Below are 24,758 nucleotides of genomic sequence, written 5' to 3'. Positions count from 1 at the left end.
CCCTGGGTACGTGGACTAGGGCAAGTGGACGATCTTCAAGGGGAGGGCCGACGCCGATGTTCTGGGCCTGGGCACGAGTGGTCGGTGGGGTGGGTCTGCTCGCCGTCCTGTTGTGGCAGGTGGGCACCGGCCCGTTCCTCGCCGGGGTGCGACTGATCGACGCGCCGGCGCTGGCTGCGGCGCTGGTCATCGGGGTGCTCACCACTGTCTGCGCGGCGTGGCGGTGGAGCCTGGTCGCCGGTGGCCTGGGCGTGCGGCTGCCGCTGGCGACCGCCGTGGCGCACTGCTACCGGGCCGTGTTCCTCAACGCCACCCTTCCCGGCGGTGTGCTCGGCGACGTGCACCGGGCGGTCCGCCACGGCCGGGACGCCGGTGACGTCAGCCGGGGCATCCGCGCGGTGGTCTGGGAACGCACCGCCGGGCAGGTGGTGCTGGTCGGCGTCGCGCTGGTGGTGCTCGCGGCCTTCCCGTCCCCGGTGCGGCCGTACCTGCCGGTCGCCGCCGGGCTGCTGCTCGCGGGCGGGCTGGTCACCGTGCTGCTGGCCCGGGCCGTGCCGAACGCCGGCCCCTCGCGCTGGGCGCGGGCGATGCGTACCGCCGTGGCGGACGTGCGGTCCGGGTTGCTGGCCCGGCGCACCTGGCTCGGCGTGCTGATCGCCTCCGCGGTGATGGTCGCCGGTCACCTGGCCACCTTCCTGGTGGCGGCACGTACCGCCGGATCGGACGCCCCGCTGTCACGACTGCTGCCGTTGACGCTGCTCGCCCTGCTCGCCATGGGCCTGCCGTTGAACGTCGCCGGCTTCGGCCCGCGCGAGGGGGTGGCCGCGTGGGTGTTCGGCGCGGCCGGCCTCAGCGCGGCCGAGGGCGTCGCCACCGCCACCGTCTACGGTGCACTGATCCTGGTCGCCAGCCTGCCCGGAGCGGCCGTGCTGCTGGCCCGGCGCAATCGAGTTCCGGCCGCCGCCCGGGAAGCCGCCCCCGTCGGCGGCTGTTGAGTCGGTTGTGAGACGTACGCGTCGCCGCGCGTCGGCGGCGCCGGACAGAGGAGTCCCATGCCCGAAGCATTGCCGGTCGCCACGATCCGTACGCAGGTCACGGTGCCATTGACGTTTCCCGACGGCTACTCCACGACGGTCCGGGTGTTCTCGTTCAAGGGCCTGGTGGACGGCCGGGAGCACCTCGCACTCGGTCTCGGCGACTGGGCGGGCGCTCTGGACCGGCTCGCCGCCGGGGGAGAGCCCCCGTTGGTCCGCCCGCACAGCGAGTGCCTGACCGGCGACGTGTTCGGCAGCCAACGCTGCGACTGCGGGCCGCAGTTGCGCGAGGCGGTGCAGCGGATCACCGAAGCTGGCGGTTTCCTGCTCTACCTGCGCCAGGAGGGTCGCGGCATCGGCCTGTACGCCAAACTCGACGCGTACGCGTTGCAGGACGCCGGGCTGGACACCTACCAGGCCAACGTGGCGCTGGGCCGGGGCGAGGACGAGCGGGACTACACCGCCGCCGCACAGATGCTGGCCACGCTGGACGTGCCGCGGATCCGACTGCTCAGCAGCAACCCGGACAAGGCCGAGCAGCTGACGAGGCTGGGCGTGGACGTCGCCGAGCGGGTGCCCACCAGCGTGTTCCTCTCCCCGGCCAACGCCGACTACCTGGCGGCGAAGGCGGCCAAGGCGGCGGAGGCCGAGGCGGCGGAAGCGCTCACGAGTGGCACCTCCGACCGGGCTGGCCCCCGATGAGCTGCCAGCCGGAGCCTCCGCGACCGTACGTGCTGCTCAGCTGCGCGGCCTCGATCGACGGCTACATCGACGACGCCTCCGAGCAACGCCTGCTGCTGTCCAACGACGACGACCTGGACCGGGTCGACGCGGTCCGGGCCAGTTGCGACGCGATCCTGGTCGGCGCCGGCACCGTCCGCCGCGACGACCCGCGGCTGCTGGTGCGCTCGCCGAGTCGGCGGGCGGAGCGGGCCGCGTCGGGCCGACCCGAATCACCCACCAAGGTCACGCTGACCGCCCAGGGTGATCTCGACCCGACCGCCCGCTTCTTCACCGCCGGTGATTCGACCCGGCTCGTCTACTGCGCCACGGACGCGGTCGAGAAGACCCGGGAGCGCCTCGGTCGCCTGGCCACCGTCATCGACGCGGGCGAGCCGGTCGACCCTGGATGGCTGTTGACCGACCTGGCCGCGCGGGGTGTGCAGCGGCTGATGGTGGAGGGCGGCGGGACGGTGCACGCCCAGTTCCTCGCCGCCGGTCTCGCCGACGAGCTGCACCTGGTGGTCGCCCCGTTCTTCGTCGGCGACGGGCGGGCGCCCCGGTTCGTCGGCGAGGGTCGTTTCCCCTGGCACCCGGGCCGCCGCGCCCGGCTGGCCGAGGCCCGCCAGATCGGCGACGTGGTCCTGCTCCGCTACGCCCTCTCCGCGCGCTGCGCCGCCGACTCCTGATCGTCGCGTTGGGCCCGCGCCGGCGGGGTACTCGCTGCGAGCGTGATGACTGTGCGGCATCTTGATGCCGCACAGTCATCACCCGCACGGGCCGGTGGCTGCTTAATCTGTCGACGGCGACGCCGGTGCCCCGACAGAATCCTCGGATGTCCGTACCGTCCGTTGCCCTCCTGCGCTGGCAGTTCGACCTGACGTGGGCGCTGTTCGAGTACCACCTCGAACGACTCGAAGCCGACGACTTCCTCTGGGAGCCGACCCCGCACTGCTGGTCGGTCCGGCGAAGCGCCGACGGCACCTGGACCCCGGACTGGGCCGACACCGAACCCGACCCGGTCCCGGTGCCGACGATCGGCTGGCTCACCTGGCATATCGGCTGGTGGTGGACGGTGACGATGGATCATCTCCGGGGTGCGCCACCGCGCCAGCGCACGGCCGTGGTCTGGCCCGGCGCGGGCGAGCCGAGCGTCGCGTGGCTGCGTGGCCTGCGCACCGAATGGCTGGGCCTGCTCGACCACCTCAGCGACGCCGACCTCGACGGCAACGCGACGTTCCCCTGGCCGGGCGAAACCGACCACACGGTCACGCACACGATCGGCTGGGTCAACGCCGAGCTGATGAAGAACGTCGCGGAGATCGGTCAACTCCGGCTCCTGCGAGCGGTCGACGTGCAAACGACCAACGAGAGGGTCGGTGGATAGGGTGGCCGGCGTGCCGCGACTCGTGCAGATCACCCCGGACAACGTCGAAGCCGCATGCCGGGTGAGTGTGCGGCCGGACCAGGAGAAGTTCTCGTCCCCGGTCGCCTGGTCCCTCGCCGAGGCGTACGCGCAGCCCGAGGTCGCGTGGCCACGTCTGATCGTCGAGGGTGACGAGATCGTCGGCTTCATGATGGGCTTCTTCGACATCGTGTGGGACCCGGCCCGACCGGACGACCTGCGCTCGGGCCTGTGGCGGCTGAACATCGCCGCCGAGCACCAGGGCAGCGGGTACGGCCGCTTCGCGGTGGACGCCGTCCGTGCGGAGGCGCGTGAGCGCGGGCACGACCGCGTCTTCACGACGTGGCATCCGGGGGCGGACGGCCCGGAGCAGTTCTACCTGAAGCTCGGCTTTCGCCCCACCGGGGAGAGCAGCGGAGGCGAAGTCGTCGGCGAACGTTCCACGCACTGAGCGGACGATCCCGACCGTCCCCTGACCGAGTGATCAGCCCGGCGGCGGGGCCTGCGTACGATGCGGGGTCGGGTTCCCCTCGTCGCGGCGGAGGTATCGGGCAGATGGCAGGCCAGCACGAGGGTTTCGCCCTCGGCGTCGACCTTGGTACGTCCAACACCGTCGCAGTGCTGCGCTGGCCCGACGGGCGCACCCGTCCGCTGTTGATGGACGGTCAACCGCTCAGCCCCTCCGCGGTGTACGCCGACCCGGACGGCACCCTGCACACCGGGTGGGACGCCCGGCGGTTGGCGCAGGCGGACCCGGCCCGGTTCGAGGCGAACCCGAAGCGCCGGGTGGACGAGCCGACCATTGTGCTCGGCGACCGCTCGTACCCGCCGGCCGACCTGCTCGCCGCGGTGCTGGCGTCGGTCGCGCGGGCCGCAGTGGGCACCGTCGGCTTCCTGCCCCCGGCCGTTCTCACCTGCCCGGCCGCCTGGGACGCGACGCGACGGCAGGTGCTCGCCGACGCCCTGCTGCTGGCGGGGTGGCCGCAGGTGGCCGAGCACACCCTGGCCGGGCCGACGCCGCCGGGCACCCGGCTGCTGCGGGAGCCGGTGGCCGCCGCCCGCTACTACACGCAGGTGCTGCATCGTCCGGTGCCGGTCGGCGGCGCGATCGCGGTGTTCGACTTCGGTGGCGGCACGCTCGACGTCGCGGTGCTGCGCAACGAGGGCGCCGACCCGTGGGGTGACTCCGGCTTCAGCGTGGTCGCCGACGGTGGCCTGCCCGACCTGGGCGGTCTGGACCTCGACGCGGCCCTGGTGCGGCGGGTCGGTGAGCTGGTCGGTGAACGGCACGCCGCGCAGTGGGCCCGGTTGACCCGGCCGGCGGACCCGGCGCAGCGCCGCGACCAGGTGCGGTTCTGGGACGAGGTACGGGGTGCGAAGGAGACGTTGTCCCGCTCCACTGTCGCGCCGGTCGCCGTGCCGGGGGTGGCCGATACGGTCCAGCTGACCCGGGCGGACGTCGAGCGGGCGGCCACGCCGTTGCTGCGTCGGGCGGTGGAGCGGGCCCGGGAGGTGATCGCCGCGGCCGGTCTCAGCCCCGACCAGCTCGCCGGGCTGTTCCTCGTCGGCGGCTCGTCACGGATCCCGCTGGTGGCCCGGATGCTGCACGCCGAGCTGGGGGTCGCCCCAACCGTGCTGGACCAGCCGGAGCTGCCGGTGGCCGAGGGCGCACTGACCGACCTGCCGCTGCGCAAGCCGCTGCCCGCCCCGGCGTACGCGGGACCACCGCCCGCGCCGGGCCCTGTGAGCCCGCCCGCGCCGGGCCCCGTTAGCCCGCCCGCACCGGCCGGAGCCGCCGCGCCGGTCGTACCGTCGCAGCCCTGGCCGGGGTCGACCCCGCCGGCGGGCCCGCCTCCCGGGCCGGGTTGGGCCGGAGCGGCCCCGACCCTGCCGGCGGGTGGGCCGCGCTGGCGGCGGGCGCGCTGGGTGGTGCTCGGCGCGGTGCTGGCCCTGGTCGGGGTGGGCGCCGCGGCGACGATCTACCTGACCCGTGACCGCTACCCGGATCTGGAGTTCGGGTCGCTGCGTGAACTGTCCCGGCCCAAGGCCGGGACCGAGCGGCCGGCCGGCATGTGGACGGCGATGCTCGGCGACCGGGCCTACCTCGGGTTCCCGCTGCCGGACGACCGGCTGGAGGTGGTGGCCGTCGACACCGCAACCGGCGACGAGCTGTGGCGCGAGCAGACCGACGCGCGGGCCGACGACTGGGAGGCGATCATCGCCGTCCCGGGGGCGGTCGCGGTTCTCGCCGACGCGTCGGGCGACAGCACCCTGCGCCCGCTGGCCGTGCTCGACGCGCGTACGGGCGAACAGCGCTGGCAGCGGTCGGTCCGTGGTGACGACAACGTCTACTTCGCCGACGACACGGCGGTTCTCGTGGACCGGACCGCGGCCCAACTGGTCGGCCTGCGCCTGAGCAACGGCACCCAGAAGTGGGCCCAGCCCACCCCCCGCGACCAGTTCGACGGCAGCCGCACAGTGGTCCGCCCGGTGGGCACCGCGAAGGCGGCGGGCGGCCCGGCCTTCCTCGACGGCACGCCCCGCAACTCGTGGACGGGCAAGGGGCGGCAGCTCATCCAGGTCGGCGCGGACCGGTCGGTGCGGCTGCTCGACATGGCGTCCGGCAAGGTGCTGCGCCGCTGGGGCAGTGTCGCCGACCTGGACGACCTGGTGGTCGCGCACGAGGACCGCCTGTATGTGGCCGGCAACGACGGCGGATACCAGCTGCTGTCGTACGACCTGGGTTCCGACGCGGCGCCGGTGGTGCTGCACCGGGCGGGCAACGACGACTACCGCCCGAAGGGACTGGTGGCCTGCGGCGAGCGGCGGGCCTGCCTGTTGCAGGTGCCGAACAACGACACCGCGCGCACCGAGGTGGTGGCGGCGACCGAGGGTGAGCCCGCGATCCGCTGGTCGGCGCCGGGCGTGACCGACCTGGTCCCGTTGGGTGAGCGGCTGCTCGCCCAACGGGAGTACCCGGACCCGACCGTCACCCTCTTCGACGCCTCCGGCAAGCCGGTGCTGTCCGACCGGGGCGGTGTGGCGGTCCGGCTGGACGAGGGCAACCTGCTGGTCTTCGCCAAGGCACCCAGCGTGGTCGCGGACAACCGCGTACTGGCCGGTGTGTGGGCCGAGTCCGGTGAGGTGGACGAGTTGGGCGAGCTGAAGGACGTCCGCAGCGCGTCCTGTTCGTGGAACACCCACGTGATCGCCTGCGGCGCGGAGAAGGACTTCGTGCTCTACCGCTTCGCTGAAGACTGACCGAACGTCAGGCGCGCACGATGCTCGTGCCGTCGACGCGGACCGGGATCTCCGTCAGGCCCTTCGTGGCGGGGCCGCCCAGTCGGGCACCGTCGCCGGCGGAGAAGGTCGAGTTGTGCGCGGGGCAGGTGATCACCCCGTCGCGGGGTGCGCCGACGCGGACGCCCTGGTGCGGGCAGGTCGCGTCGTAGGCCTTGAAGGTGCCGGCCTCCGGCTGGACGACCAGCAGGCCCCCGGCGACCGTGCCGCCACCGACCGGAACGTCCCCGGTGCGGGCCAGCACCGTGCCGGGCGCAGTGGACGCCGTACCGCCCGTCGGGCTGTCACCGGCGCCGCAGGCGCTCAGCAGCCCGGCGGCACCGAGGGCGCCCGCCCCGGTCAGCAGACCGCGCCGGCTCAGGCACCAGCGGTTGTCACGGAGGAACTCCTGTCCGTCGTACACCGTCGTCACCTCTCCGTCGGCGGACCGGACCGCCGTCGCCCGGTTGCTCGCCGGTTCAGCCTGCCGCACCCGGCTGAACGCGCGATGCGTCCCCGCTGAGCGGTGGCTGGGTGCGGTTGGTGGTCGAGGAGCCGGCTCGTACGATGCTCCGGTGAATCTTCGGGGTACGGTCCGCGCCGATCGTCCGCTGGTGGTGCTCGCCGTCGGGGAGGAGGCCCGCTACCTGCCGCCCGACCTGCCGGTGCTGCTCACCGGCATGGGCAAGGTGAACGCCGCCAGCGCGGTGGCGGCGGTGCTGGCCGCCGGGCCACGACCGCGCCTGCTGCTCAACCTGGGCACGGCCGGGGCTTTGCGTCCCGGGTGGGCCGGCATCCACGAGGTCGCCACAGTGCTCCAGCACGACCTGGACACCGACCTGCTGCGGACGCTCACCGGCGAGACCTACGGGGCGCCACTGTCGCTGGCCACCGAGGGCGCGGTGCTGGCCACCGGTGACACGTTCGTGGCCGACGACGACGCCCGGGACCGGTTGGCGCAGCGCGCCGACCTGGTCGACATGGAGGGGTACGCGGTGGCGTGGGCCGCCGCGCAGGCCGGTGTGCCGTGCCGAGTGGTCAAGCAGGTCAGCGACGAGGCGGGGGAGGGCGCGGCCCGGACCTGGAAGGAGTCGGTGGACGCGTGTGCCCGGGACCTCGCCGAGTGGGCCGGCCGACACATCGCCTGACCCGGCGGAGGTCAGTCGTCGGATCGCCGCATCCGCAGGCCCGGTGTGGTCTCCCGGACCGCTCCGGGAGTCAGGACGTGACCGGCGAGCCCGAGCGCCACGGCCGCGGTGACCAGCAGCGGTGGCCAACTCCCGGCCCATGGCAGCGCCAGCAGCGGGAGGGGCAGCCAGAACATTCGCCGCCACGGCACGACCATTGATATCAGCAGGGTGAACAGGATGCGCCCGATCACGAACAGCGCCGGGCCACCCATGATCAGTAAGAGCCACCCCACCGGCGTCGTGCCGGTCGGCCGGGTGACGACCAGGTCGAACGAGGCCGCCGTGCCGACCACGCCGACCAGCATCACCAGATGGGTGTACGGAGCCACCCGGGCTGGCCGGCCCGACTTCGGCCCGGCCCCGGCCTCCAACAACTCGCCGGCCCGGAAGACGTAGACCTGCCAGAGCAGCAGCATCATGGCGAATGCGCCGAACAGTGCGGTGACGCGCAGACCGGCCAGCTCGCCCTTGCTGACCTGCAGCGTGGGCACCAGGATGATGTCGCCGAGGGCCAGGATGACGAACTGCTGGTACCGCTCGCCCAGGTGCCCGGTGGTGCGCTCGTACTGGTCGAGAGGCACCCGACCGACCCGGGGAGTCGGGTAGCGGGCCGCTGCGGAGACCAGGTCGATCGTGATGGCGATGGCCCAGAGGCCCCAGTTGACCGTGCCGGACACCGCGCCGGTGATCCAGAAGACGCCGGACACCACGAACCAGAACAGGAACCGGGTGGCCCGGATCATGGCCGACCGGTGTCGTTGCCGGTGCAACGACGTGACCAGGACGATGCCGCGAATCACGTGCGTGCCGACGTACGAGATCGCGAAGACCATCGCGTGCCCGTCGGAGACCATCGGCAGCGACGCCGCCATCCCCACCGACCCGACCATGGCGACCATCAGGATGAGCTGGATCGGCCGCTGCTGCGGGTCGTAGAACTCGGTCGTGGTCGAGGTGACCGACCAGGTCCACCAGATCGCCGTCAACATCAGCAGCACCATCGCCGCGCGCGACCAGGAGTGGTGTCCCGCCAGCAGCGTCGAGGTCAGCGCGAGCGAGGCCACGAAGACCACGTCGAAGAGCAACTCCAGCAGCGTGGCCCGGGTCGACCCGTCCGGCCGGCGTACCAGTGCCGCGGTGCCTCCGGTGGTCATGCCCGGCCTCCCGCCGTCTCCCGAGGATTATCGGCGGCGTCGGCGCGACCCGTCCCCGGATCGGCGATTCTCGCGGGTCGGGGAAGGGGACGGCCGAAGGTTGCCACCGCGTCGGACGCCGGGCGATGCTGAACGGCATCCATCTATCTCGATCTCTGCGGAGGCCTGGATGCGCCGCTCCCCGCTCGTCGCCCTCGTCCTGACCGTCCTCCTGCTCGTCGCACCCGGCGCGGCGCAGGCCGCCGTCCCCGACCGGGCCGCCGCGCCCGCCGCCGATCCGGCGGCCGTGTTGGCCGGGGTACGCACCGCCGGCACCGCCTGGGGCGTCGACCCCGCCACCGGCCGGATGACCCTCACCGTCGACGACACCGTGACCACCGCCGAGTTGACGGCGCTGCGGGCGACGGCCGACCGGGCCGGCGCGCTGCTGCGCCGCGAACCCGGAACCCTGCGCACCCTGATCGCCGCCGGGCAGGGCATCTACGGCGGTGGCGGCGGTCGCTGCTCGCTCGGCGCCAACGTGCGCAGCGGCAGCACCTACTACGTCATCACCGCCGGGCACTGCACCACCACCGCCAGCACCTGGTACGCCGACAGCGCCCAGACCACAGTGCTGGGCACCCGCACCGCCACCAGCTTCCCCGGCAACGACTACGGGCTGATCCGCTACACCGGCCGGATCGCGCATCCGAGCGCGGTCTACACCTACCCCGGACTGCTGCCCATCAACGGTCCCGGCAACGCGTACGTCGGTCAGGCGGTGTGTCGCAGCGGTGTGACCACCGGGGTGCGGTGCGGCACCGTCACCGGTCTGAACCAGACCGTCAACTACTCCAACGGGGTGATCTACGGCCTGATCCGCACCAACATCTGCGCCGAGCCGGGGGACAGCGGCGGACCGCTCTACGTGGCCTCCACCGGTGCCATCCTCGGCATCCTCTCCGGCGGCAGCGGCAACTGCACCTCCGGCGGCACCACCTACTACCAGCCGATCGCGGAGGTGCTGGCCGCGTACGGGCTGACGTTGCCCTGACCCTCGGCACCGGGTTGCCCGGCTCACGCGGGACACCATAGGCTCGGCGGCGCCCAGGACTCCCGCCGCGAGGACGTGTGCGCCCATGCCGACCGACCACCGAGTTGACCTGGCGTCCGTCCCGGGCGGCCTTGCGCCGGTCGAGGTGGTCGCGGTCGGCGAGACGATGGTGGTGCTCTGCCCCGCGCCGGGTGAGCCGCTGGAGCACGCCGAACGGGTCGCCGTCTCGGTGGGCGGCGCGGAGTCCAACGTGGCCGGTTACCTGGCCCGACTGGGGCACCGGGCGACCTGGGTGAGCCGGGTCGGCGACGACCCCTTCGGCCGGGCCGTCGTCCGGCACGTCGCCGCCGCCGGCGTCCGGGTCGACCAGGTCGTCGTGGACCCGGCCGCCCCCACCGGCCTGTACGTCAAGGACCCGGGCCCGGAGGGCACCGCCGTGCACTACTACCGGGCCGGGTCGGCGGCCTCCCGGATGGCCCCGGAGACGCTGGCCGACCCGAGGCTGGCCGGCGCCCGTGTGCTGCACCTGTCCGGCATCACCCCGGCGCTCTCCGCGTCCTGCCGGGCGTTGGTCGAGCACGCGGTGACCGCCCGCCCGCTGGCGGGGTCGCTGGTCAGCTTCGACGTCAACCACCGGTCCCGGCTGTGGCCCGCCGAGCAGGCCGCGCCGGTGCTGCGTGGCCTCGCCAACCGCTGCGACCTGGTCTTCGTGGGCCAGGACGAGGCGGAAACCTTGTGGGGCACCACCGACCCGCTGGCCGTGCGCCGGTTGTTGCCCGACCCGGAGACGCTGGTGGTCAAGGACGGCGCGGTCGGTGCCACAGCGATGTGCCGTGACGCCGAGCCGGTCTTCGTGCCCGCTCCCCGGGTGGCCGTGGTGGAGCCGGTCGGCGCCGGCGACGCCTTCGCCGCCGGCTACCTGGCCGGGCTGCTGCGCGACCTGGATCCCGTGCGGCGGTTGCGCCTCGGCCACCTGGTCGCGGCGCAGGCGTTGACCAGCAGCGGCGACAACGCCCCGGTCCCGCCGTGGGCCTGGTTCGAGAGGCTGCTCGCCGCCCCCGACGAGGCCTGGTCGCCGCTCGATCTGACCGGCGCGCCAGCGCGGTTCTGAGTGGTCGGTTTCCGATCGGGCCAGCAGCCAACAGACTCATCGCGATCTCGGATGGAGTGGACCATGACCACAGCGGATTTCGACCACATCTTCGGCGGCGCCCGGGTGATGGCCATCCTGCGCGGCCTGCCGGTCGCCGAGACGGTGCGGCTCGCTGAGCGGGCCTGGGACCTCGGCATCGACGTGGTGGAGGTTCCGGTGGCCACCCCCGAGGCGGTGCCGGCTCTGCGCGCCGCCGTCCAGGCGGGCACCGAGCGCGGGCGGATCGTCGGCGCGGGCACCGTGCTCGACGTCGAGCAGGTCGCCGCCTCAGCCGACGCGGGTGCCGCCTTCACCGTCGCGCCCGGCCTGGACCTCGCGGTCGCCGACGCCGCCGCCGCGCGTGGCCTCCCGCACCTGCCCGGTGTGGCCACCCCCACCGAGGCCCAGCAGGCGCTGCGGCACGGCCTCACCTGGCTCAAGGCGTTTCCCGCGATCTCTCTCGGGCCCGCCTGGTTCAAGGCCGTCGCCGGTCCGCTGCCGCAGCTGCGGTTCGTCGCGACCGGCGGCCTGGACGCGGGCAACGCCGGCGCGTTCCTGCAAGCCGGCGTACGGGTGGTGGCGGTCGGTTCCGCCCTGTCCGACCCGGAGCAGCTGGACCGGTTGGCCGAGCTGACCACCCTCGGCGTGCCCGCGAGGTGAGCCGGCGATGGCGGGTTCGCGCCATGGCAGTGTTCAGCCTGCGCTGACGCCACCGAGATCGGCCGCTGCCTGGCGCATTCCGGGCGGCGGCCGGTCCGCGTTCCGATCGTGGGCGTCCCGCTCCTCGGCGAGCTGATCCCATTCGGTGATCACCGGCAGCAGCTCCCCGGACAGCCAGGCGGCACTCTGGTCGTCGTGGTGTGCGTCGCCGGGCACCCCACAGGTGCCCAGCGGGACCACCCAACGGCTGTCCTCTCGTCGGGCGAGGTCCCAGACGAAGCGCGCCGTCGGCCCCCGGAAGCACCAGTGGGTGACCCCGGGCACGCTGGAGGTGGCCAGCACACAGTCGTGATCGCCGTCGAGTCGGGGGCCCGGCCCGGGGTCCGGGTCGGGCAACGCCCGCCACGCCGCCAGCCGGTGCAGATCGCCCCAGCGCACCGGGTCTTCCGCCGCGCCGGCGACCTCCTCGGCCGCCGCACGCACCAGCGCTGCCACGTCCACGCCGGGCAGCGGCGCCGCGCCGAGCAGGTGCTCCAGCGCGTAACCGACGCGCGGCGTCAGCGCCAACCAGGGCGCGAACACCTCCGGGTACGCGGGCGGCTCGGCCAACGCGGCCAGCGCCGGATGGGCGGCGATCCGACGTACGACAGCGGCACGCAGGACGGCGAACCGCGCCGCGTCGGTGCTTTCGGCGGTCATCCGCCGGTCCCAGCGTCGCAGCCGTTCACGCAGTGCGGTGGTGGCCGGGTCGAGCCCGGTCAGCCCTTCCAGCACCGCCAGCAGGGGCTCGGCCGAGCCCAGGTACGTGTCGGTGTGCACCTCGGCCAGCCCGTCGGCCGTCCAGTCGTGACCGGCGTCGAGCAGCTCGGCGATCCGGTGCGCCCGGTGCGGCGGGGCGAACTCGACCCCGAGCGGTGCCGCCAACCCTCGCTCGTTGGCCATCACTGCCCGGCCGACCACCGTGGCCCGTGGCATCGGCGCGTACCAGCCCTGCCAGGCGTGCTCGGCGTCCCACCCGGGGACCACCCGTCGACCGTTGTCCGGATGCCGCACCGGCACCGCCCCGGCGACCCGGTGCAACAGCCCTCCGGCGGTGTCCGCGGCCTGCACCACGTTGACCGGCTCCACCCAGTGCCGCAGCGCGTCGTCCACATCGGTCACGGTGCGGGCGCGCAGCAACTCCGGCAGCGTCGCGAAGCCCAGCTCCGCGCGGACCCGGGGCGGGTAGCGCAGGCTGATGGCCGTCTCGTCGTCCGGCCCGCCGACGATCACCGGACCTCGGTCGGTCTCCACCACCTCGACCTCGACCGGGTCCGCCCCGGCCACCTCGATCGTCTCCAGGTGGGAGTGCGCGGGCCGCCAACCGTCCGGGCCGAGGGCCTGCACCTGGTCGCCGTCCCGGCGCAGCCGCTCGGCGTACAGGTCCTGGTAGTCGGCCATGGCGTTGGTGATCGCCCAGGCCACCGCCCCGGTGTGCCCGAAGTGCGCGATGCCCGGCACACCGGGCACCGCCAGCCCGACCACGTCGTACTCCGGGCAGGCCAGCCGGATCTGCTGGTAGACGCCCGGATCCTCAAAGAACCGGTGCGGATCCCCGGCGAGCAGCGCGGCGCCGGTGCCGGTGCGTTCGGCGGCGAGCAGCCAACCGTTGCTGCCGGCGACGGACGGCCCGTCGGTGGCGAACACGTCCACCGCCTCCGGGCCGAGGTGCTGCGCCACGTGCTCCCGCCAGAGCTTGCCGGGGAAGCCCGCGAACAGGATGTGGTGGCCCAACCAGACCCCGAGCGGCGTCCACGGCTCCCACCGGCCCGGTGTCAGCCCGGTGGCGGCGAACTCCGGCGCGCGGGCCGCCCCGGCGGCGAGACCGTCGTTGACCCCGGCCACGTACGCGCTCACCCACTCGGCGGTCGCCGGGTCGAGCGCCGCATGGCAGCGGCGTGCGGTGTCGTCGAGCCGGACCTGCCGGGCGAACCGGTCCCAGTCGAGCGCGTCGACGCCGAGGAATGCGGCGCTGGTGCCCTGGGCGCGGTGCCGTTCCACCTCGATCTGCCAGGCCCGGTCGTACGCGGTCACCCGGCCCTGCGCCGCCGCCAACGCGAGCGGGTCGCCGGCACGCAGGTGCGGCACGCCCCACGGGTCACGGAAACGCCGGGCGCCGCCGCGCTCGCTGCGCTCGCTCACGCCGGCTCCGGGGCGAGGGTGGTGGCGCGCCGCCGGGCCGCCGGCACGACCAGCGGGGTGCCGGTCTCCGGGTCGTCGATGACCCGGCAGGGCAGCCCGAACACCTCCGCCACCAGGTCGGCGGTGACCACCGACGACGGTTCCCCGGCGGCCACCACGCGCCCGTCGCGCATGGCGATCAGGTGCGTGGCGTAGCGGGCCGCGTGGTTCAGATCGTGCAGCACCGCGACCAGCGTGCGCCCCTGCTCCTCGTGCAACCGGGCGCAGAGGTCCAGGATCTCGATCTGGTGGGCGATGTCGAGGTACGTGGTTGGCTCGTCGAGCAGCAGCAGCGGGGTCTGCTGGGCCAGCGCCATGGCGATCCACACCCGCTGCCGTTGCCCGCCGGACAACTCGTCCACCGACCGGTCGGCGAGGTCGTCGACACCGGTCGCGGCCATCGACTCCTCGACCACCCGTTCGTCCTCGCGCGACCACTGCCGCAGCAGCCCCTGGTGGGGGTAGCGACCCCGGGCGACCAACTCGGCGGCGGTGATCCCGTCCGGCGCGATCGACGACTGGGGGAGCAGACCGAGAGTGCGGGCCACCTTGCGGGCCGGCAGGTCGTGGATGTCCCGCCCGTCGAGCAGCACGGTGCCGGCGCTCGGGCGCAGCATCCGGGACAGCGCGCGCAGCAGCGTCGACTTGCCGCACGCGTTCGGCCCGATGATCACCGTGAACGAGTTGTCGGGTACCGCGACGGTCAGGTTCTCGGTGATGGTGCGTTGGTCGTAGGCGAGGGTCAGCGCGGTGCCGCCGAGCCGGGAACTGCCGGGGTGCATGGGTGCTCCTTCGAGGGCGTCGCGGGTGTTCACAGCCGGCCCGCCCGGCGTTCCATCGCCAGCAGCCAGACCAGATAGCCGCCGCCGATCACTCCGGTCACCACACCGACCGGAAGCTGGTGCCCGGGAAACGCGCGCTGGGCCACCAGGTCGGCGCCGACCAGCAGCGCCGCGCCGACGGCCATCGACGGCAGCAGATTCGGGCCGGGCGCCCGGGTCAGCCGCTTCGTCACGTGCGGCGCGACCAGCGCCACGAACGACACCGGCCCGGCGGCGGCCGCCGCGAACGAGACCAGCAGCACAGCCGCCGCGAGCAGCACCAGGCGCAGCCGGCGCACCGGCACGCCCAGGGCACTGGCCGTGTCGTCACCCAACTCCATCATCCGCAGCGCCGTGCCGCATCCGATGAGCACCACGGGCGCCAGCACGACCAGGACGACGAGCAGCGGCCCGGCGTTGGCCCAGCCCCGCCCGTCCAGGCTGCCGGTGAGCCAGAGCACCGCGCGCGCGGCATCCATCAGCGGTGCCCGGGTCAGCAGGTAGCCGTTGACGCCGGTCAGGATCGCGGAAATGCCGATGCCGACCAGGATGAGCCGGAACCCGTGCACCCCGCGTCGCCAGGCGAGCGCGTAGATCACCAGGCCGGTGGCGAGGCCACCGACGACCGCGGCGCCGGCCAGCGCCAGGCTGCTGCCACCGAGCACGATCACGACCAGCGCGCCGGCCGACGCGCCCTGGGTGAAGCCGAGGATGTCCGGGCTGCCCAGCGGGTTACGGACCAGCGACTGGAACACCGTGCCGGCCAGCGACAGCGCCGCCCCGACCAGCAGGGCGGTGACCAGTCGGGGCAGTCGCAGCTCGTGCACGATGAACTGCTCCGCCGGCGTGCCGCCGCCCACGAGGGTGCGCAGCACGTCGGTCGGGCCCATCGGATAGTCGCCACTGCCCAGGGCGACCAGGCCCAACCCGGCCGCGAGCACTGCCGCACCGAGACCGATGGCCATCGCGCGGGGACGGAACCGCACCGACAACCCACCGGGCGTACGAAGAACAGTCACGGGTGGGCCACCTTCGCGCGGGTGACCAGCCACAGGAAGAGCGGGCCGCCCAGCACGGCGGTCACCATGCCGACCTGGAGTTCTCCGGGCCGGCCCAGCACCCGGCCGAGCACGTCCGCGCCGAGCAGCAGGGCAGGCGCGAGCACCGCGCAGTACGGCAGCAGCCAGCGCAGGTCCGGGCCGGTCAGGGCGCGTACCAGGTGTGGCACCAGCAGCCCGACGAAGACGATCGGGCCGCAGGCGGCGGTCGCCGCGCCGCAGAGCAGCGTGACCGCCACGATCACGGCGGCGCGGATCAGCCCCGGTCGGGCACCCAGGGCCCGTGCGGCGTCGTCGCCGAGCGCGAGGGCGTTCAGCGGTCGGGCGGCGCCGAGCGCGACCAGGAGGCCGACCAGGATGAACGGCAGCACCCGGGTCACCGTCGCGGAGTCCGCGCTGGCCAGCGAACCGACCGTCCAGAACCGCAGGCGGTCCAGCGAGGCCGTGTCCAGCAGCATCACGGCGCTCACGTACGAGTAGAGGGTGGCGTTGAGCGCCGCGCCGGCCAGCGCGAGGCGGGCCGGGGTGGCGCCGCGCCCGCCGCCGACGGCGTAGACGAGTGCGGTCACCACCGCCGCGCCGAACAACGCGAACCAGACGTACCCGCCGATGGCGGTGACACCCAGGAACGCGGCGGCGGTGGCGACGGCCGCGGACGCGCCGGCGTTGATGCCGAGCAGCCCGGGGTCGGCGAGGGGGTTGCGGGTGAGGGCCTGCATGACCGCGCCGGCCACGCCGAGCGCGGCGCCGGCAAGCAACCCGAGCAGGGTACGCGGCAGGCGCATCCGGTGCACCACGGCGTACTCGGTGGCGTCGCGGTGCAGCAACCCGGACCAGACGTCGGCGAGCGGTAGGGATTTCGCTCCGACCGCGATGCTGAGCACCACGATCACCCCGAGCAGCGCCACGGCGGCGACCAGGCCGGCGGCGCGGGCCGTCCGCGCGCCGCGCCGAGCCGGGGGCCCGGCCGATTTCCTGTCCGTCACCGACGGTGTCGCCTCGGTGACGGTAGCTGTGGCGTCCAGTGTGGGCTCCGGAGTTGTGGTGGCACGGCGGACCGCTGTTGACAATGACCGAGGTTAGGCTAACCTAACCCCGCTGCCCTGGTCGAGCCCGGCCAGACCCTTGATCGAAAGACAACACCATGACCGATGCCCTGTCCGCACGTCGCCTCTCCCGCCGTGGCCTGCTGGCCGCCGGTGGTGCCGCCACGCTGGCCACCCTGCTCGCCGCCTGCGGCAAGGACGACACCGCGAAGCCCGCCGCCGGCAACGGAAGTGGTCCTTGGTCGTTCACCGACGACCGCGGTACGAAGGTCGATGCCGCAGCCCGCCCAACCCGTGTCGTGGCCTTCACCGGCGTGGCGGCGGCACTGATCGATTTCGGTCTCGACAAGCAGCTCGTCGGAGTGTTCGGTGAAACCAAGCGGGCCGACGGCAGTGCCGACCCCCAGGCTGGCGACCTGAACGTCGAGAGCGTCGAGATCCTCGGCAACGTGTGGGGCGAGTTCAGCCTGGAGAAGTACGCGGCGCTGCGCCCCGAGCTGCTGGTCACCCACATGTACGACCCGGACGCCCTCTGGTACGTGCCGGACGAGAGCAAGAGCAAGATCCTCCCGCTCGCGCCCAGTGTGGCGATCACCACCGCCCGGGTGCCGATGACCAAGCCGATCGAGCGCTACGCCGCGCTGGCCGAGTCGCTCGGCGCGGACCTGTCCGCGAAGAAGGTCACCGACGCGAAGACCCGCTTCGACGCCGCCGCCGAGGCGGTCCGGCAGGCGGTCAAGGCCAACCCCGGCATCAAGGTGATGGCCTGCTCCGGCAGCCCCGACCTGTTCTACGTCTCCAACCCGAAGGTCAGCACCGACCTGATGTACTTCGCCGAGCTGGGCGTCGACATCGTGGTGCCCAACAAGCTCGAATCCGGCGACTACTTCGAGGCGCTGAGCTGGGAGAACACCGGCAAGTTCCCGGCCGACCTGATCCTGCTGGACAACCGCAGCACTGCCCTCCAGCCCAAGGACCTCACCGCCAAGCCGACCTGGCAGCAACTGCCGGCGGTCAAGGCCAACCAGGTCACCGCCTGGGACGCGGTGCCCCGCTTCTCGTACGCCGGCTCCGCGCCGCTGCTGGAAAACCTCGCCACCGCCATCCGGAACGCGAAGAAGGTCAGCTGACGCCATGAGTACGAGCACCGTCGAACCGATCGCCCTCCAGTACCGCTTCTTCGCCGCGCACGTCGTACGGGCCCGTCGGGTCGGCGCCTCGCTGGTGCGGGTGACCTTCGGCGGTGCGGACCTGACGGCGAGCGCGGCTTCGACCGTCGGCGGGTGACCTTCGCCGGCTACTGGCGCTGTGGGCTCTCCGAGGAGGACCTGCGCGCCGAGGCGCTGGTCGGCGCCACGGCCTGAGTGGCGAACCCATCAGAAAGGCAGCACCACCCCGAGGCGCACCGCCGCGCCGGGGGTGGTTCCGGCTGCCCTCGTCCAGAACGTGGAAGGACTTCGAGTGACCGTGCCGACGTACCCCGTCGAGAACACCGCGCCGTCACCGGCGCCCGCCGCCGCGCGGGCCCAACTGTTGCACGACGGCTCGGTCGAGCAGTACCGGCGGGCGATCGCCGACGGCGTCGACCGCGTCGCCCGCCGGGTGGCCACCGTGGACCGTCCCGTCACCGGGATCACGCCTGCCGAGCTGGCCCCCCTGGTCGACCGGGTGGACCTGGACCGGCCGTTGGGCGACGCCGGAGCCGCGCTGGACGAGCTGGAGGACGTCTACCTGCGCGACGCCGTCTGGTTCCACCACCCCCGCTACCTCGCCCACCTCAACTGCCCGGTGGCCATCCCGGCGCTGCTCGGCGAGGCGGTGCTCACAGCCGTGAACTCGTCCCTGGACACCTGGGACCAGAGCGCCGGGGCGACCCTCATCGAGCGGCGCCTGATCGACTGGACCGCCGAGCGGATCGGCCTCGGCCCCAGCGCGGACGGCGTCTTCACCAGCGGCGGCAGCCAGTCCAACCTGCAGGCGCTGCTGCTGGCCCGCGAGGAGGCGTGCGTCGACGCGGTCGGCCCGGCGGCCCGCGCGGAGCTGCTGCCCCGACTGCGGGTGCTCACCTCCGCGGCCGGTCACTTCAGCGTGCAGAAGTCGGCCAAGCTGCTCGGCCTCGCCCCGGACGCCGTGATCGCGGTGCCCACCGACGCCCGGCGACGGGTCCGGGCGTCCGCCGTCCGCGAGGAGATCGAGCGCTGCCGGCAGGCCGGGCTGGTGGTGATGGCGGTCGTCGCCACCGCCGGCACCACCGACTTCGGCTCCATCGACCCGTTGACGGAGCTCGCCGGGATCTGCGCGGCGACCGATGTCTGGCTGCACGTGGACGCCGCGTACGGCTGCGGTCTGCTGATCTCGCCGACGCGCCGGCACCTGCTCGACGGCATCGAACGGGCGGACTCGGTGACAGTGGACTTCCACAAGTCGTTCTTCCAGCCGGTCAGCTCCAGCGCGCTGCTGGTCCGCGACCGGGGGGTGCTGCGGCACGCCACCTACCACGCCGACTACCTCAACCCGGCCCGCATGGTGGAGCAGCGCATTCCCAACCAGGTCGACAAGAGCCTGCAGACCACCCGCCGCTTCGACGCGCTGAAGCTCTGGCTGACACTGCGGGTGATGGGCCCGCACGCGCTCGGCGCGCTCTTCGACGAGGTGGTCGACCGGGCCGCCGACGCCTGGCAGTTGGTCAGCGAGGACCCCCGCTTCGAGGTGGTGACCCGCTCCGAACTGAGCACCGTGGTCTTCCGCTACCTGCCCACCGGCCCCGGCCGGGACCTGGCCGACGCGGCCAACCTGCACGCCCGGGAGGCCCTTGCGGCGTCCGGCCTCGCCGTGGTCGCCGGGACCCGGGTCGACGGCCGGCACTTCTTGAAGTTCACCCTGCTCAACCCGGCGACCACAGTCGAAGACGTCGGTTACGTCCTCGACCTGATCGCCACCCACGCCGGTCGGTACGTGCACGACCACGTCACCGCCGACCTCACCTGCCACGTCGGCTGATGCCGATCAATCTGCCACGTCGGCTGATGCCGATGAACTCCAATCTGGGCCAGGAGGGCCGGATGTCCACCCACGACTTCATCGCCATCGGGCTGGGCCCGTACAACCTGGGCCTGGCCTGCCTCACCGCGCCGATCGACGAGCTGGACGGGGTGTTCCTGGAGGCCCGCCCGAGCCTCGCCTGGCACCCCGGCATGCTGCTGGAGTCGGCGCGGCTGCAGACCCCGTTCATCGCCGACCTGGTCAGCCTCGCCGACCCGACGTCGCCGTACTCCTTCCTCAACTACCTCAAGGAGATCGGCCGGCTCTACCCGTTCTACATCCGGGAGAGCTTCTACCCGCTGCGCAGCGAGTACGACGCGTACTGCCGGTGGGCGGCGGCGAAGCTGCCGAACGTGCGCTTCGGTCAGACCGTGACCACTGTGGAGTACGACTCCGCCGACGACCGGTACGTGGTGCGGGCCAGCACCGGCACCGGAGAGACCGTCGAGTACGCGGCCCGGCACCTTGTGCTCGGCACCGGCACCCCGCCGTACCTGCCCGACGCCGTCGCCGCGCTGCCCGGGGACGCCGTGCACAACTCCCGTTACCTGGAGCACCGGGCGGCGCTGCGCACCAAGCGCAGCATCACGGTGGTGGGCAGTGGGCAGAGCGCCGCTGAGATCTACCACGACCTGCTCGGTGACATCGACCGGTACGGCTACCAGCTCAACTGGGTGACCCGTTCGCCGCGGTTCTTCCCGCTCGAATACACCAAGCTGACGCTGGAGATGACCTCACCGGACTACGTGGACTACTTCCACGCGCTGCCCGAGGCGACCCGCTACCGGCTGGAGACCGAGCAGAAAAGCCTGTTCAAGGGGATCAACGCGGATCTGATCAACGAGATCTTCGACCTGCTGTACGCGCACACCGTCGACGGACCGGTGAACACCCGCCTGCTCACCAACACCGAGCTGGTCGGGGCCGACCACCAGGACGGGGTGTACACGCTCGGACTGCGTCAGGTGGAGCAGGAGCGGGACTTCACAGTGCGTACCGAGGGGTTGGTGCTGGCGACCGGCTACCACTACCGGGTGCCGGAGTTCCTCGCGCCGGTGCGTGACCGGATTCGCTGGGACGGGCACGGCCGGTTCGACGTGGCCCGCAACTACAGCATCGACCACAGCGGGCGGGGCATCTTCCTGCAGAACGCGGGCACCCACACGCACAGCATCACCTCACCGGACCTGGGCATGGGCCCCTACCGCAACTCCTGGATCATCCGTGAGCTGCTCGGCCGGGAGTACTACCCGATCGAGAAGAGCATCACCTTCCAGGAGTTCGGGGTGACGTCGTGAGCGTCGTCTTCGCCCGCTCCGACGATCGGCTCGGCGAGTTCGCCCTGCGTACGCTCGATCTGGACACCGACGCCGCGCTGCTGCACACCTGGGTGACCCACCCGAAGGCGGCGTTCTGGCTGATGCAGGACGCCGACCTGGCCCGGGTGACCGAGGAGTACCAGCGGATCGCCGAACACCCGCACCACGACGCGTACCTCGGGCTGTGGCGGGGGAGTCCCGCCTTCCTCGCCGAGCGCTACGACCCGGCCCACGTCGAGCTGGCCGGCCTCTACGACCACCAACCCGGTGACGTGGGCATGCACTTCCTCTGCGCGCCCGTCGGCACTCCGGTGCACGGCTTCACCCGGGCGGTCCTCGGCACCGTCATGGCGTGGCTCTTCGACGACCCCGCGACCAGACGGGTCGTGGTCGAGCCGGACGTCCGCAACACGGCCGTGCACGCGCTGAACGCCGCCGTCGGCTTCGAGGTCGTCGGCCCGATCGCCAAGCCCGAGAAGGACGCGCTGCTCAGCGTCTGCACCCGAGCCCAGTTCCAGGCCGCTGACCGCCCCGCCGCCGCCCGAACCGAAGGAGCCCCGGCGTGACCGCCACCGCCGTTCCCACCCAGACGCCCGCCGCCGGGCACGCCGCTTCCGGAGACCCGGTCGGGCACCTCACCCCGCAGCGCTGGGCCCGGGCCAACCGGCTGCTGGTCCGCAAGGCGCTCGCCGAGTTCACCCACGAACGACTGCTCGCACCGGAGCCCGTGCCGGGCCCCGACGACCGGCAGTTCTACGAGGTCCGCAGCGACGACGGCACTGTCACCTACCGCTTCGCCGCGCGGGTGCTCGCCCTGGCGCACTGGCAGATCGACGCCGACAGCATTACCCGGCACCGCGACGGCACGCCGCTGCCACCCGACGCGGTGGATTTCATCGTCGAGCTGCGCGGCACCCTCGGGCTCTCCGCGCGGGTGCTCCCGGTCTACCTGGAGGAGATCACCTCGACGTTGGCGGGCACCGCGTACAAGCTGGCCAAGGCCGCGCCCAGCGCCGCCGAGCTGGCCACTGCGGACTTCCAGACCATCGAGACGTCGATGACCGAGGGTCACCCCTGCTTCGTGGCCAACAACGGCCGCCTCGGCTTCGGCGTCGACGAGTACCACCGCTACGCCCCGGAGACCGCCGAGGCGGTACGCCTGGAGTGGCTCGCCGCGCACCGGGACCACTCGACGTTCAGCAGCGCCGCCGACCTCGACTACGACGCGCTGATCGAGAGCGAGCTGGACGCGCAGACCCGGGCCCGGTTCGCGGCCACGATGGCCGACCTGGGCCTCGACCTCGACGACTACCACCTGATCCCCGCGCACCCGTGGCAGTGGTGGAACAAGCTGGCGGTCACCTTCGCCGGGGAGCTGGCCGAACGTCGGCTGGTGCACCTCGGCCCCGGGCCGGACGCGTACCTCGCCCAGCAGTCCATCCGCACCTTCTTCAACGTGAGCGAGCCGAGCCGGCACTACGTGAAGACCGCGCTGTCGGTGCTGAACATGGGCTTCATGCGGGGGTTGTCGGCCGCGTACATGGCGGCCACCCCGGCGATCAACGACTGGCTGGCCGACCTGATCGCGCACGACGAGGTGCTGACCGGCACCGGCCTGACCGTGATCCGGGAACGGGCCGCTGTGGGTTACCGGCACCGGCAGTACGAGGCGGCGACCGACCGCACCTCCCCGTACCGGAAGATGTTGGCCGCCCTGTGGCGCGAGAGCCCGGTGCCCGACCTGGCGCCGGGGCAGCGACTGTCCACCATGGCCGCGCTGCTGCACGTGGACAACGACGGCGGCTCGCTGGCCGCGGCGCTGATCGCCCGGTCCGGGTTGGCGCCCGAGGTCTGGCTGAGTCGCTACCTGGACGCCTACCTGACCCCGCTGCTGCACAGTTTCTACGCTCACGACCTGGCGTTCATGCCGCACGGCGAGAACGTCATCCTGGTTCTCGACGAGCACGACACGGTCGAGCGGGTGATCTTCAAGGACATCGCCGAGGAGATCGCGGTGATGAGCGCCGACGTCGAGCTGCCCGCCGAGGTGGAGCGGATCCGGGTCGACGTGCCCGACGACACCAAGCTGCTGACCATCTTCACCGACGTGGTGGACTGCTTCCTGCGTCACCTCAACGCGGTCCTGGTCGAGGCCGACGTGCTCGCCGAGGACGACTTCTGGCGTACGGTCGCGGCCTGCGCGGCCGACTACTTCGACCGGGTGCCGCACCTGGCCGAGCGGGCCCGCCACTACGACCTGTTCGCCCCGGAGTTCACGTTGTCCTGCCTCAACCGGCTCCAGCTCCGCAACAACCAGCAGATGATCGATCTGGCCGACCCGTCGGCGGCTCTCCAGTTCGTCGGCACCCTCGTCAACCCGCTGGCGGCCCACGCGCCGACCCGCTGACCACGGACTCTCAGCGGGTCGGCTCCGCCGTGCCGGCCCGCTGGAACGCACGGGCCAGCTCGGTCAGGTCGAAGCCCTCGAAGTGCTGGAGGAACCGGCGGCGTACGGCGGCCAGGTGACTGGGCCAGGACTCCTCGAGGCGGGCGAAGCCGGCGTCGGTGAGGACGGCGTTCCAGCCGCGGGCGTCCTCCTCGCACCGTTCCCGCTTGACCAGGCCCTGCGTCTCCAACCGGATGATCGTGCGGGTCATGCCGCTGAGCGAGAGGTGGCACAGCGCCGCGAGCTCGTGCATGCGCATCCGCCGGTCCGGTGCCTCCGACAGGTTCATCAGGGCGGTGTACTCGGTGAGTGGTAACTGACGGTCACCGACCATGTCTGCGTCGATCGCACGGGGCAACACGTGCATCACCTGGCCCAGAGCGCGGACCAGGGCCTCCTCGTCGGGGTTGAGGGGTTGCGGCGTCGGCGCGGAGGGGTTGGACATCCTCATATCATACTTGTTTGACTGAGCAAATGGTTATTCTCCGTGTGACTACGACCATAACCAGAGTATTTGCTTGACCAATCAAGCACCGGTTAGCGTTCTGGCCGTCAGGCAAGGACCTCTGGAAGGGCACCACACATGACCAGGATCGGGATCATCCTCGGAAGCACCCGTCCGGGGCGTAACGGGGAAGCCGTCGCCCGCTGGGTGCTGGAGATCGCCAAGCAGCGCTCCGACGCGGAGTACGAGCTGATCGACCTGCTCGACTACCAGCTGCCGCACCTCGACGAGGCGTACCCGCCCTCGATGGGTCAGTACTCCCAGCCGCACACGCTGCGCTGGGCCGAGACGATCGCCTCGTACGACGGGTTCATCATCGTCACCCCCGAATACAACCACTCCACCTCGGGCGCCCTGAAGAACGCGATCGACTTCCTCTACGCCGAGTGGAACAACAAGGCCGTCGGCTTCGTCAGCTACGGCTCGGTCGGCGGGGCGCGTGCCGTGGAGCACCTGCGTCTGATCTCCGGTGAGCTCCAGATGGCCGACGTGCGTTCGCAGGTCGCGCTGTCGCTCTTCACCGACTTCGAGAACTTCAGCACCTTCAAGCCCAACCAGTTCCAGCAGGACGCGCTGACCACCACGCTCGATCAGGTGGTCGCCTGGAGCTCCGCGCTCGCTCCGCTGCGCAAGGGCTGACCGTTTCGGGCTTTCCGGCGGCGGCCGCGGGATCCTTCCCGCGGCCGCCGCCGTG

Annotated in this window: 24 protein-coding genes; 17 read left to right on the top strand and 7 right to left on the bottom strand. The window is 72.6% G+C overall.

Annotated features, from left to right (window positions below; translation table 11 throughout):
- Positions 1–56 precede the first annotated feature (56 nt).
- From AC3CF1_RS05160 to AC3CF1_RS05135, 6 genes are all read left to right on the top strand, one after another.
- Positions 57–995, top strand: a complete 939-nt coding sequence (locus AC3CF1_RS05160) for a lysylphosphatidylglycerol synthase transmembrane domain-containing protein (protein WP_141909709.1) — start codon at positions 57–59, stop codon at positions 993–995.
- A 57-nt stretch (positions 996–1,052) separates the two neighbouring features.
- Positions 1,053–1,736 (top strand): GTP cyclohydrolase II, encoded by a 684-nt coding sequence (locus AC3CF1_RS05155; RefSeq protein ID WP_141909708.1) that lies wholly within the window; start codon positions 1,053–1,055, stop codon positions 1,734–1,736.
- A complete protein-coding gene (locus AC3CF1_RS05150) occupies positions 1,733–2,443 on the top strand; it encodes a RibD family protein (RefSeq protein WP_210923241.1) in 711 nt (236 codons plus the stop codon). Before AC3CF1_RS05155 ends, AC3CF1_RS05150 begins: the two co-directional genes overlap by 4 nt.
- A gap of 146 nt (positions 2,444–2,589) precedes the next feature.
- A complete protein-coding gene (locus tag AC3CF1_RS05145) occupies positions 2,590–3,141 on the top strand; it encodes a DinB family protein (RefSeq protein WP_355163573.1) in 552 nt (183 codons plus the stop codon).
- Between the two features lie 10 nt (positions 3,142–3,151).
- Positions 3,152–3,610 (top strand): GNAT family N-acetyltransferase, encoded by a 459-nt coding sequence (locus tag AC3CF1_RS05140; RefSeq protein WP_488449680.1) that lies wholly within the window; start codon positions 3,152–3,154, stop codon positions 3,608–3,610.
- Between the two features lie 104 nt (positions 3,611–3,714).
- The gene (locus tag AC3CF1_RS05135) at positions 3,715–6,420 is read left to right on the top strand and encodes an Hsp70 family protein (RefSeq protein WP_488449679.1); all 2,706 of its coding nucleotides are present in this window, start codon (positions 3,715–3,717) and stop codon (positions 6,418–6,420) included.
- Positions 6,421–6,427: 7 nt separating this feature from the next.
- On the opposite strand, the gene AC3CF1_RS05130 is transcribed toward AC3CF1_RS05135, so the two are convergent.
- Positions 6,428–6,862, bottom strand: coding sequence for a Rieske (2Fe-2S) protein (locus tag AC3CF1_RS05130; protein ID WP_308159329.1), 435 nt, complete (start codon positions 6,860–6,862; stop codon positions 6,428–6,430).
- A 151-nt stretch (positions 6,863–7,013) separates the two neighbouring features.
- Here AC3CF1_RS05130 and AC3CF1_RS05125 point away from each other — a divergent pair, with 151 nt between their 5' ends.
- Positions 7,014–7,586 (top strand): nucleosidase, encoded by a 573-nt coding sequence (locus AC3CF1_RS05125; RefSeq protein WP_088948530.1) that lies wholly within the window; start codon positions 7,014–7,016, stop codon positions 7,584–7,586.
- Positions 7,587–7,597: 11 nt separating this feature from the next.
- Here the strand turns inward: AC3CF1_RS05125 and AC3CF1_RS05120 are convergent, their stop codons facing one another.
- The gene (locus AC3CF1_RS05120) at positions 7,598–8,782 is read right to left on the bottom strand and encodes a low temperature requirement protein A (protein ID WP_210923234.1); all 1,185 of its coding nucleotides are present in this window, start codon (positions 8,780–8,782) and stop codon (positions 7,598–7,600) included.
- Between the two features lie 169 nt (positions 8,783–8,951).
- Here AC3CF1_RS05120 and AC3CF1_RS05115 point away from each other — a divergent pair, with 169 nt between their 5' ends.
- From AC3CF1_RS05115 to AC3CF1_RS05105, 3 genes are all read left to right on the top strand, one after another.
- Positions 8,952–9,815: a S1 family peptidase gene (locus AC3CF1_RS05115; RefSeq protein WP_488449678.1), complete on the top strand. Its 864-nt coding sequence runs from the start codon at positions 8,952–8,954 to the stop codon at positions 9,813–9,815.
- An 85-nt stretch (positions 9,816–9,900) separates the two neighbouring features.
- Positions 9,901–10,926, top strand: coding sequence for a sugar kinase (locus AC3CF1_RS05110; protein ID WP_488449677.1), 1,026 nt, complete (start codon positions 9,901–9,903; stop codon positions 10,924–10,926).
- 63 nt (positions 10,927–10,989) lie between these two features.
- Positions 10,990–11,607, top strand: coding sequence for a bifunctional 4-hydroxy-2-oxoglutarate aldolase/2-dehydro-3-deoxy-phosphogluconate aldolase (locus AC3CF1_RS05105; RefSeq protein ID WP_327644393.1), 618 nt, complete (start codon positions 10,990–10,992; stop codon positions 11,605–11,607).
- 33 nt (positions 11,608–11,640) lie between these two features.
- Here AC3CF1_RS05105 and AC3CF1_RS05100 read toward each other — a convergent pair whose 3' ends face one another.
- Genes AC3CF1_RS05100 through AC3CF1_RS05085 form a run of 4 tightly spaced genes read right to left on the bottom strand, consistent with a single transcriptional unit; the run spans position 11,641 to position 16,614 of the window.
- Positions 11,641–13,788 (bottom strand): penicillin acylase family protein, encoded by a 2,148-nt coding sequence (locus tag AC3CF1_RS05100; RefSeq protein ID WP_488449676.1) that lies wholly within the window; start codon positions 13,786–13,788, stop codon positions 11,641–11,643.
- A complete protein-coding gene (locus tag AC3CF1_RS05095) occupies positions 13,785–14,609 on the bottom strand; it encodes an ABC transporter ATP-binding protein (RefSeq protein ID WP_141909701.1) in 825 nt (274 codons plus the stop codon). Before AC3CF1_RS05095 ends, AC3CF1_RS05100 begins: the two co-directional genes overlap by 4 nt.
- Before the next feature lie 29 nt (positions 14,610–14,638).
- The gene (locus AC3CF1_RS05090; RefSeq protein WP_099854189.1) at positions 14,639–15,667 is read right to left on the bottom strand and encodes a FecCD family ABC transporter permease; all 1,029 of its coding nucleotides are present in this window, start codon (positions 15,665–15,667) and stop codon (positions 14,639–14,641) included.
- Complete coding sequence (locus AC3CF1_RS05085) at positions 15,664–16,614, bottom strand: FecCD family ABC transporter permease (protein WP_088948522.1); 951 nt, start codon at positions 16,612–16,614, stop codon at positions 15,664–15,666. Before AC3CF1_RS05085 ends, AC3CF1_RS05090 begins: the two co-directional genes overlap by 4 nt.
- 236 nt (positions 16,615–16,850) lie before the next feature.
- Between AC3CF1_RS05085 and AC3CF1_RS05080 the strand changes: the two genes are divergently transcribed.
- From AC3CF1_RS05080 to AC3CF1_RS05055, 6 genes are all read left to right on the top strand, one after another.
- Positions 16,851–17,882, top strand: coding sequence for an ABC transporter substrate-binding protein (locus tag AC3CF1_RS05080; RefSeq protein ID WP_088948521.1), 1,032 nt, complete (start codon positions 16,851–16,853; stop codon positions 17,880–17,882).
- Between the two features lie 4 nt (positions 17,883–17,886).
- Positions 17,887–18,039 (top strand): hypothetical protein, encoded by a 153-nt coding sequence (locus AC3CF1_RS05075; protein ID WP_210923223.1) that lies wholly within the window; start codon positions 17,887–17,889, stop codon positions 18,037–18,039.
- 174 nt (positions 18,040–18,213) lie between these two features.
- Positions 18,214–19,752 (top strand): pyridoxal phosphate-dependent decarboxylase family protein, encoded by a 1,539-nt coding sequence (locus tag AC3CF1_RS05070; RefSeq protein ID WP_488449675.1) that lies wholly within the window; start codon positions 18,214–18,216, stop codon positions 19,750–19,752.
- A 62-nt stretch (positions 19,753–19,814) separates the two neighbouring features.
- Positions 19,815–21,092: a lysine N(6)-hydroxylase/L-ornithine N(5)-oxygenase family protein gene (locus AC3CF1_RS05065; protein WP_328384003.1), complete on the top strand. Its 1,278-nt coding sequence runs from the start codon at positions 19,815–19,817 to the stop codon at positions 21,090–21,092.
- The gene (locus AC3CF1_RS05060) at positions 21,089–21,679 is read left to right on the top strand and encodes a GNAT family N-acetyltransferase (protein ID WP_328374261.1); all 591 of its coding nucleotides are present in this window, start codon (positions 21,089–21,091) and stop codon (positions 21,677–21,679) included. Before AC3CF1_RS05065 ends, AC3CF1_RS05060 begins: the two co-directional genes overlap by 4 nt.
- Positions 21,676–23,520, top strand: a complete 1,845-nt coding sequence (locus tag AC3CF1_RS05055) for an IucA/IucC family protein (RefSeq protein ID WP_488449674.1) — start codon at positions 21,676–21,678, stop codon at positions 23,518–23,520. Before AC3CF1_RS05060 ends, AC3CF1_RS05055 begins: the two co-directional genes overlap by 4 nt.
- A gap of 10 nt (positions 23,521–23,530) precedes the next feature.
- Here the strand turns inward: AC3CF1_RS05055 and AC3CF1_RS05050 are convergent, their stop codons facing one another.
- Entirely contained in the window at positions 23,531–24,004 is a 474-nt protein-coding gene (locus tag AC3CF1_RS05050; RefSeq protein ID WP_328374265.1) for a MarR family winged helix-turn-helix transcriptional regulator, read from the bottom strand.
- A gap of 138 nt (positions 24,005–24,142) precedes the next feature.
- Between AC3CF1_RS05050 and AC3CF1_RS05045 the strand changes: the two genes are divergently transcribed.
- Positions 24,143–24,703 (top strand): NADPH-dependent FMN reductase, encoded by a 561-nt coding sequence (locus AC3CF1_RS05045; protein ID WP_088948517.1) that lies wholly within the window; start codon positions 24,143–24,145, stop codon positions 24,701–24,703.
- Positions 24,704–24,758 lie beyond the last annotated feature (55 nt).

This window comes from Micromonospora sp. MGP-C2, assembly GCF_057766525.1.
Note: the sequence above shows the minus strand (reverse complement) of the source record. Positions and strands in the feature narration are given on the sequence as shown.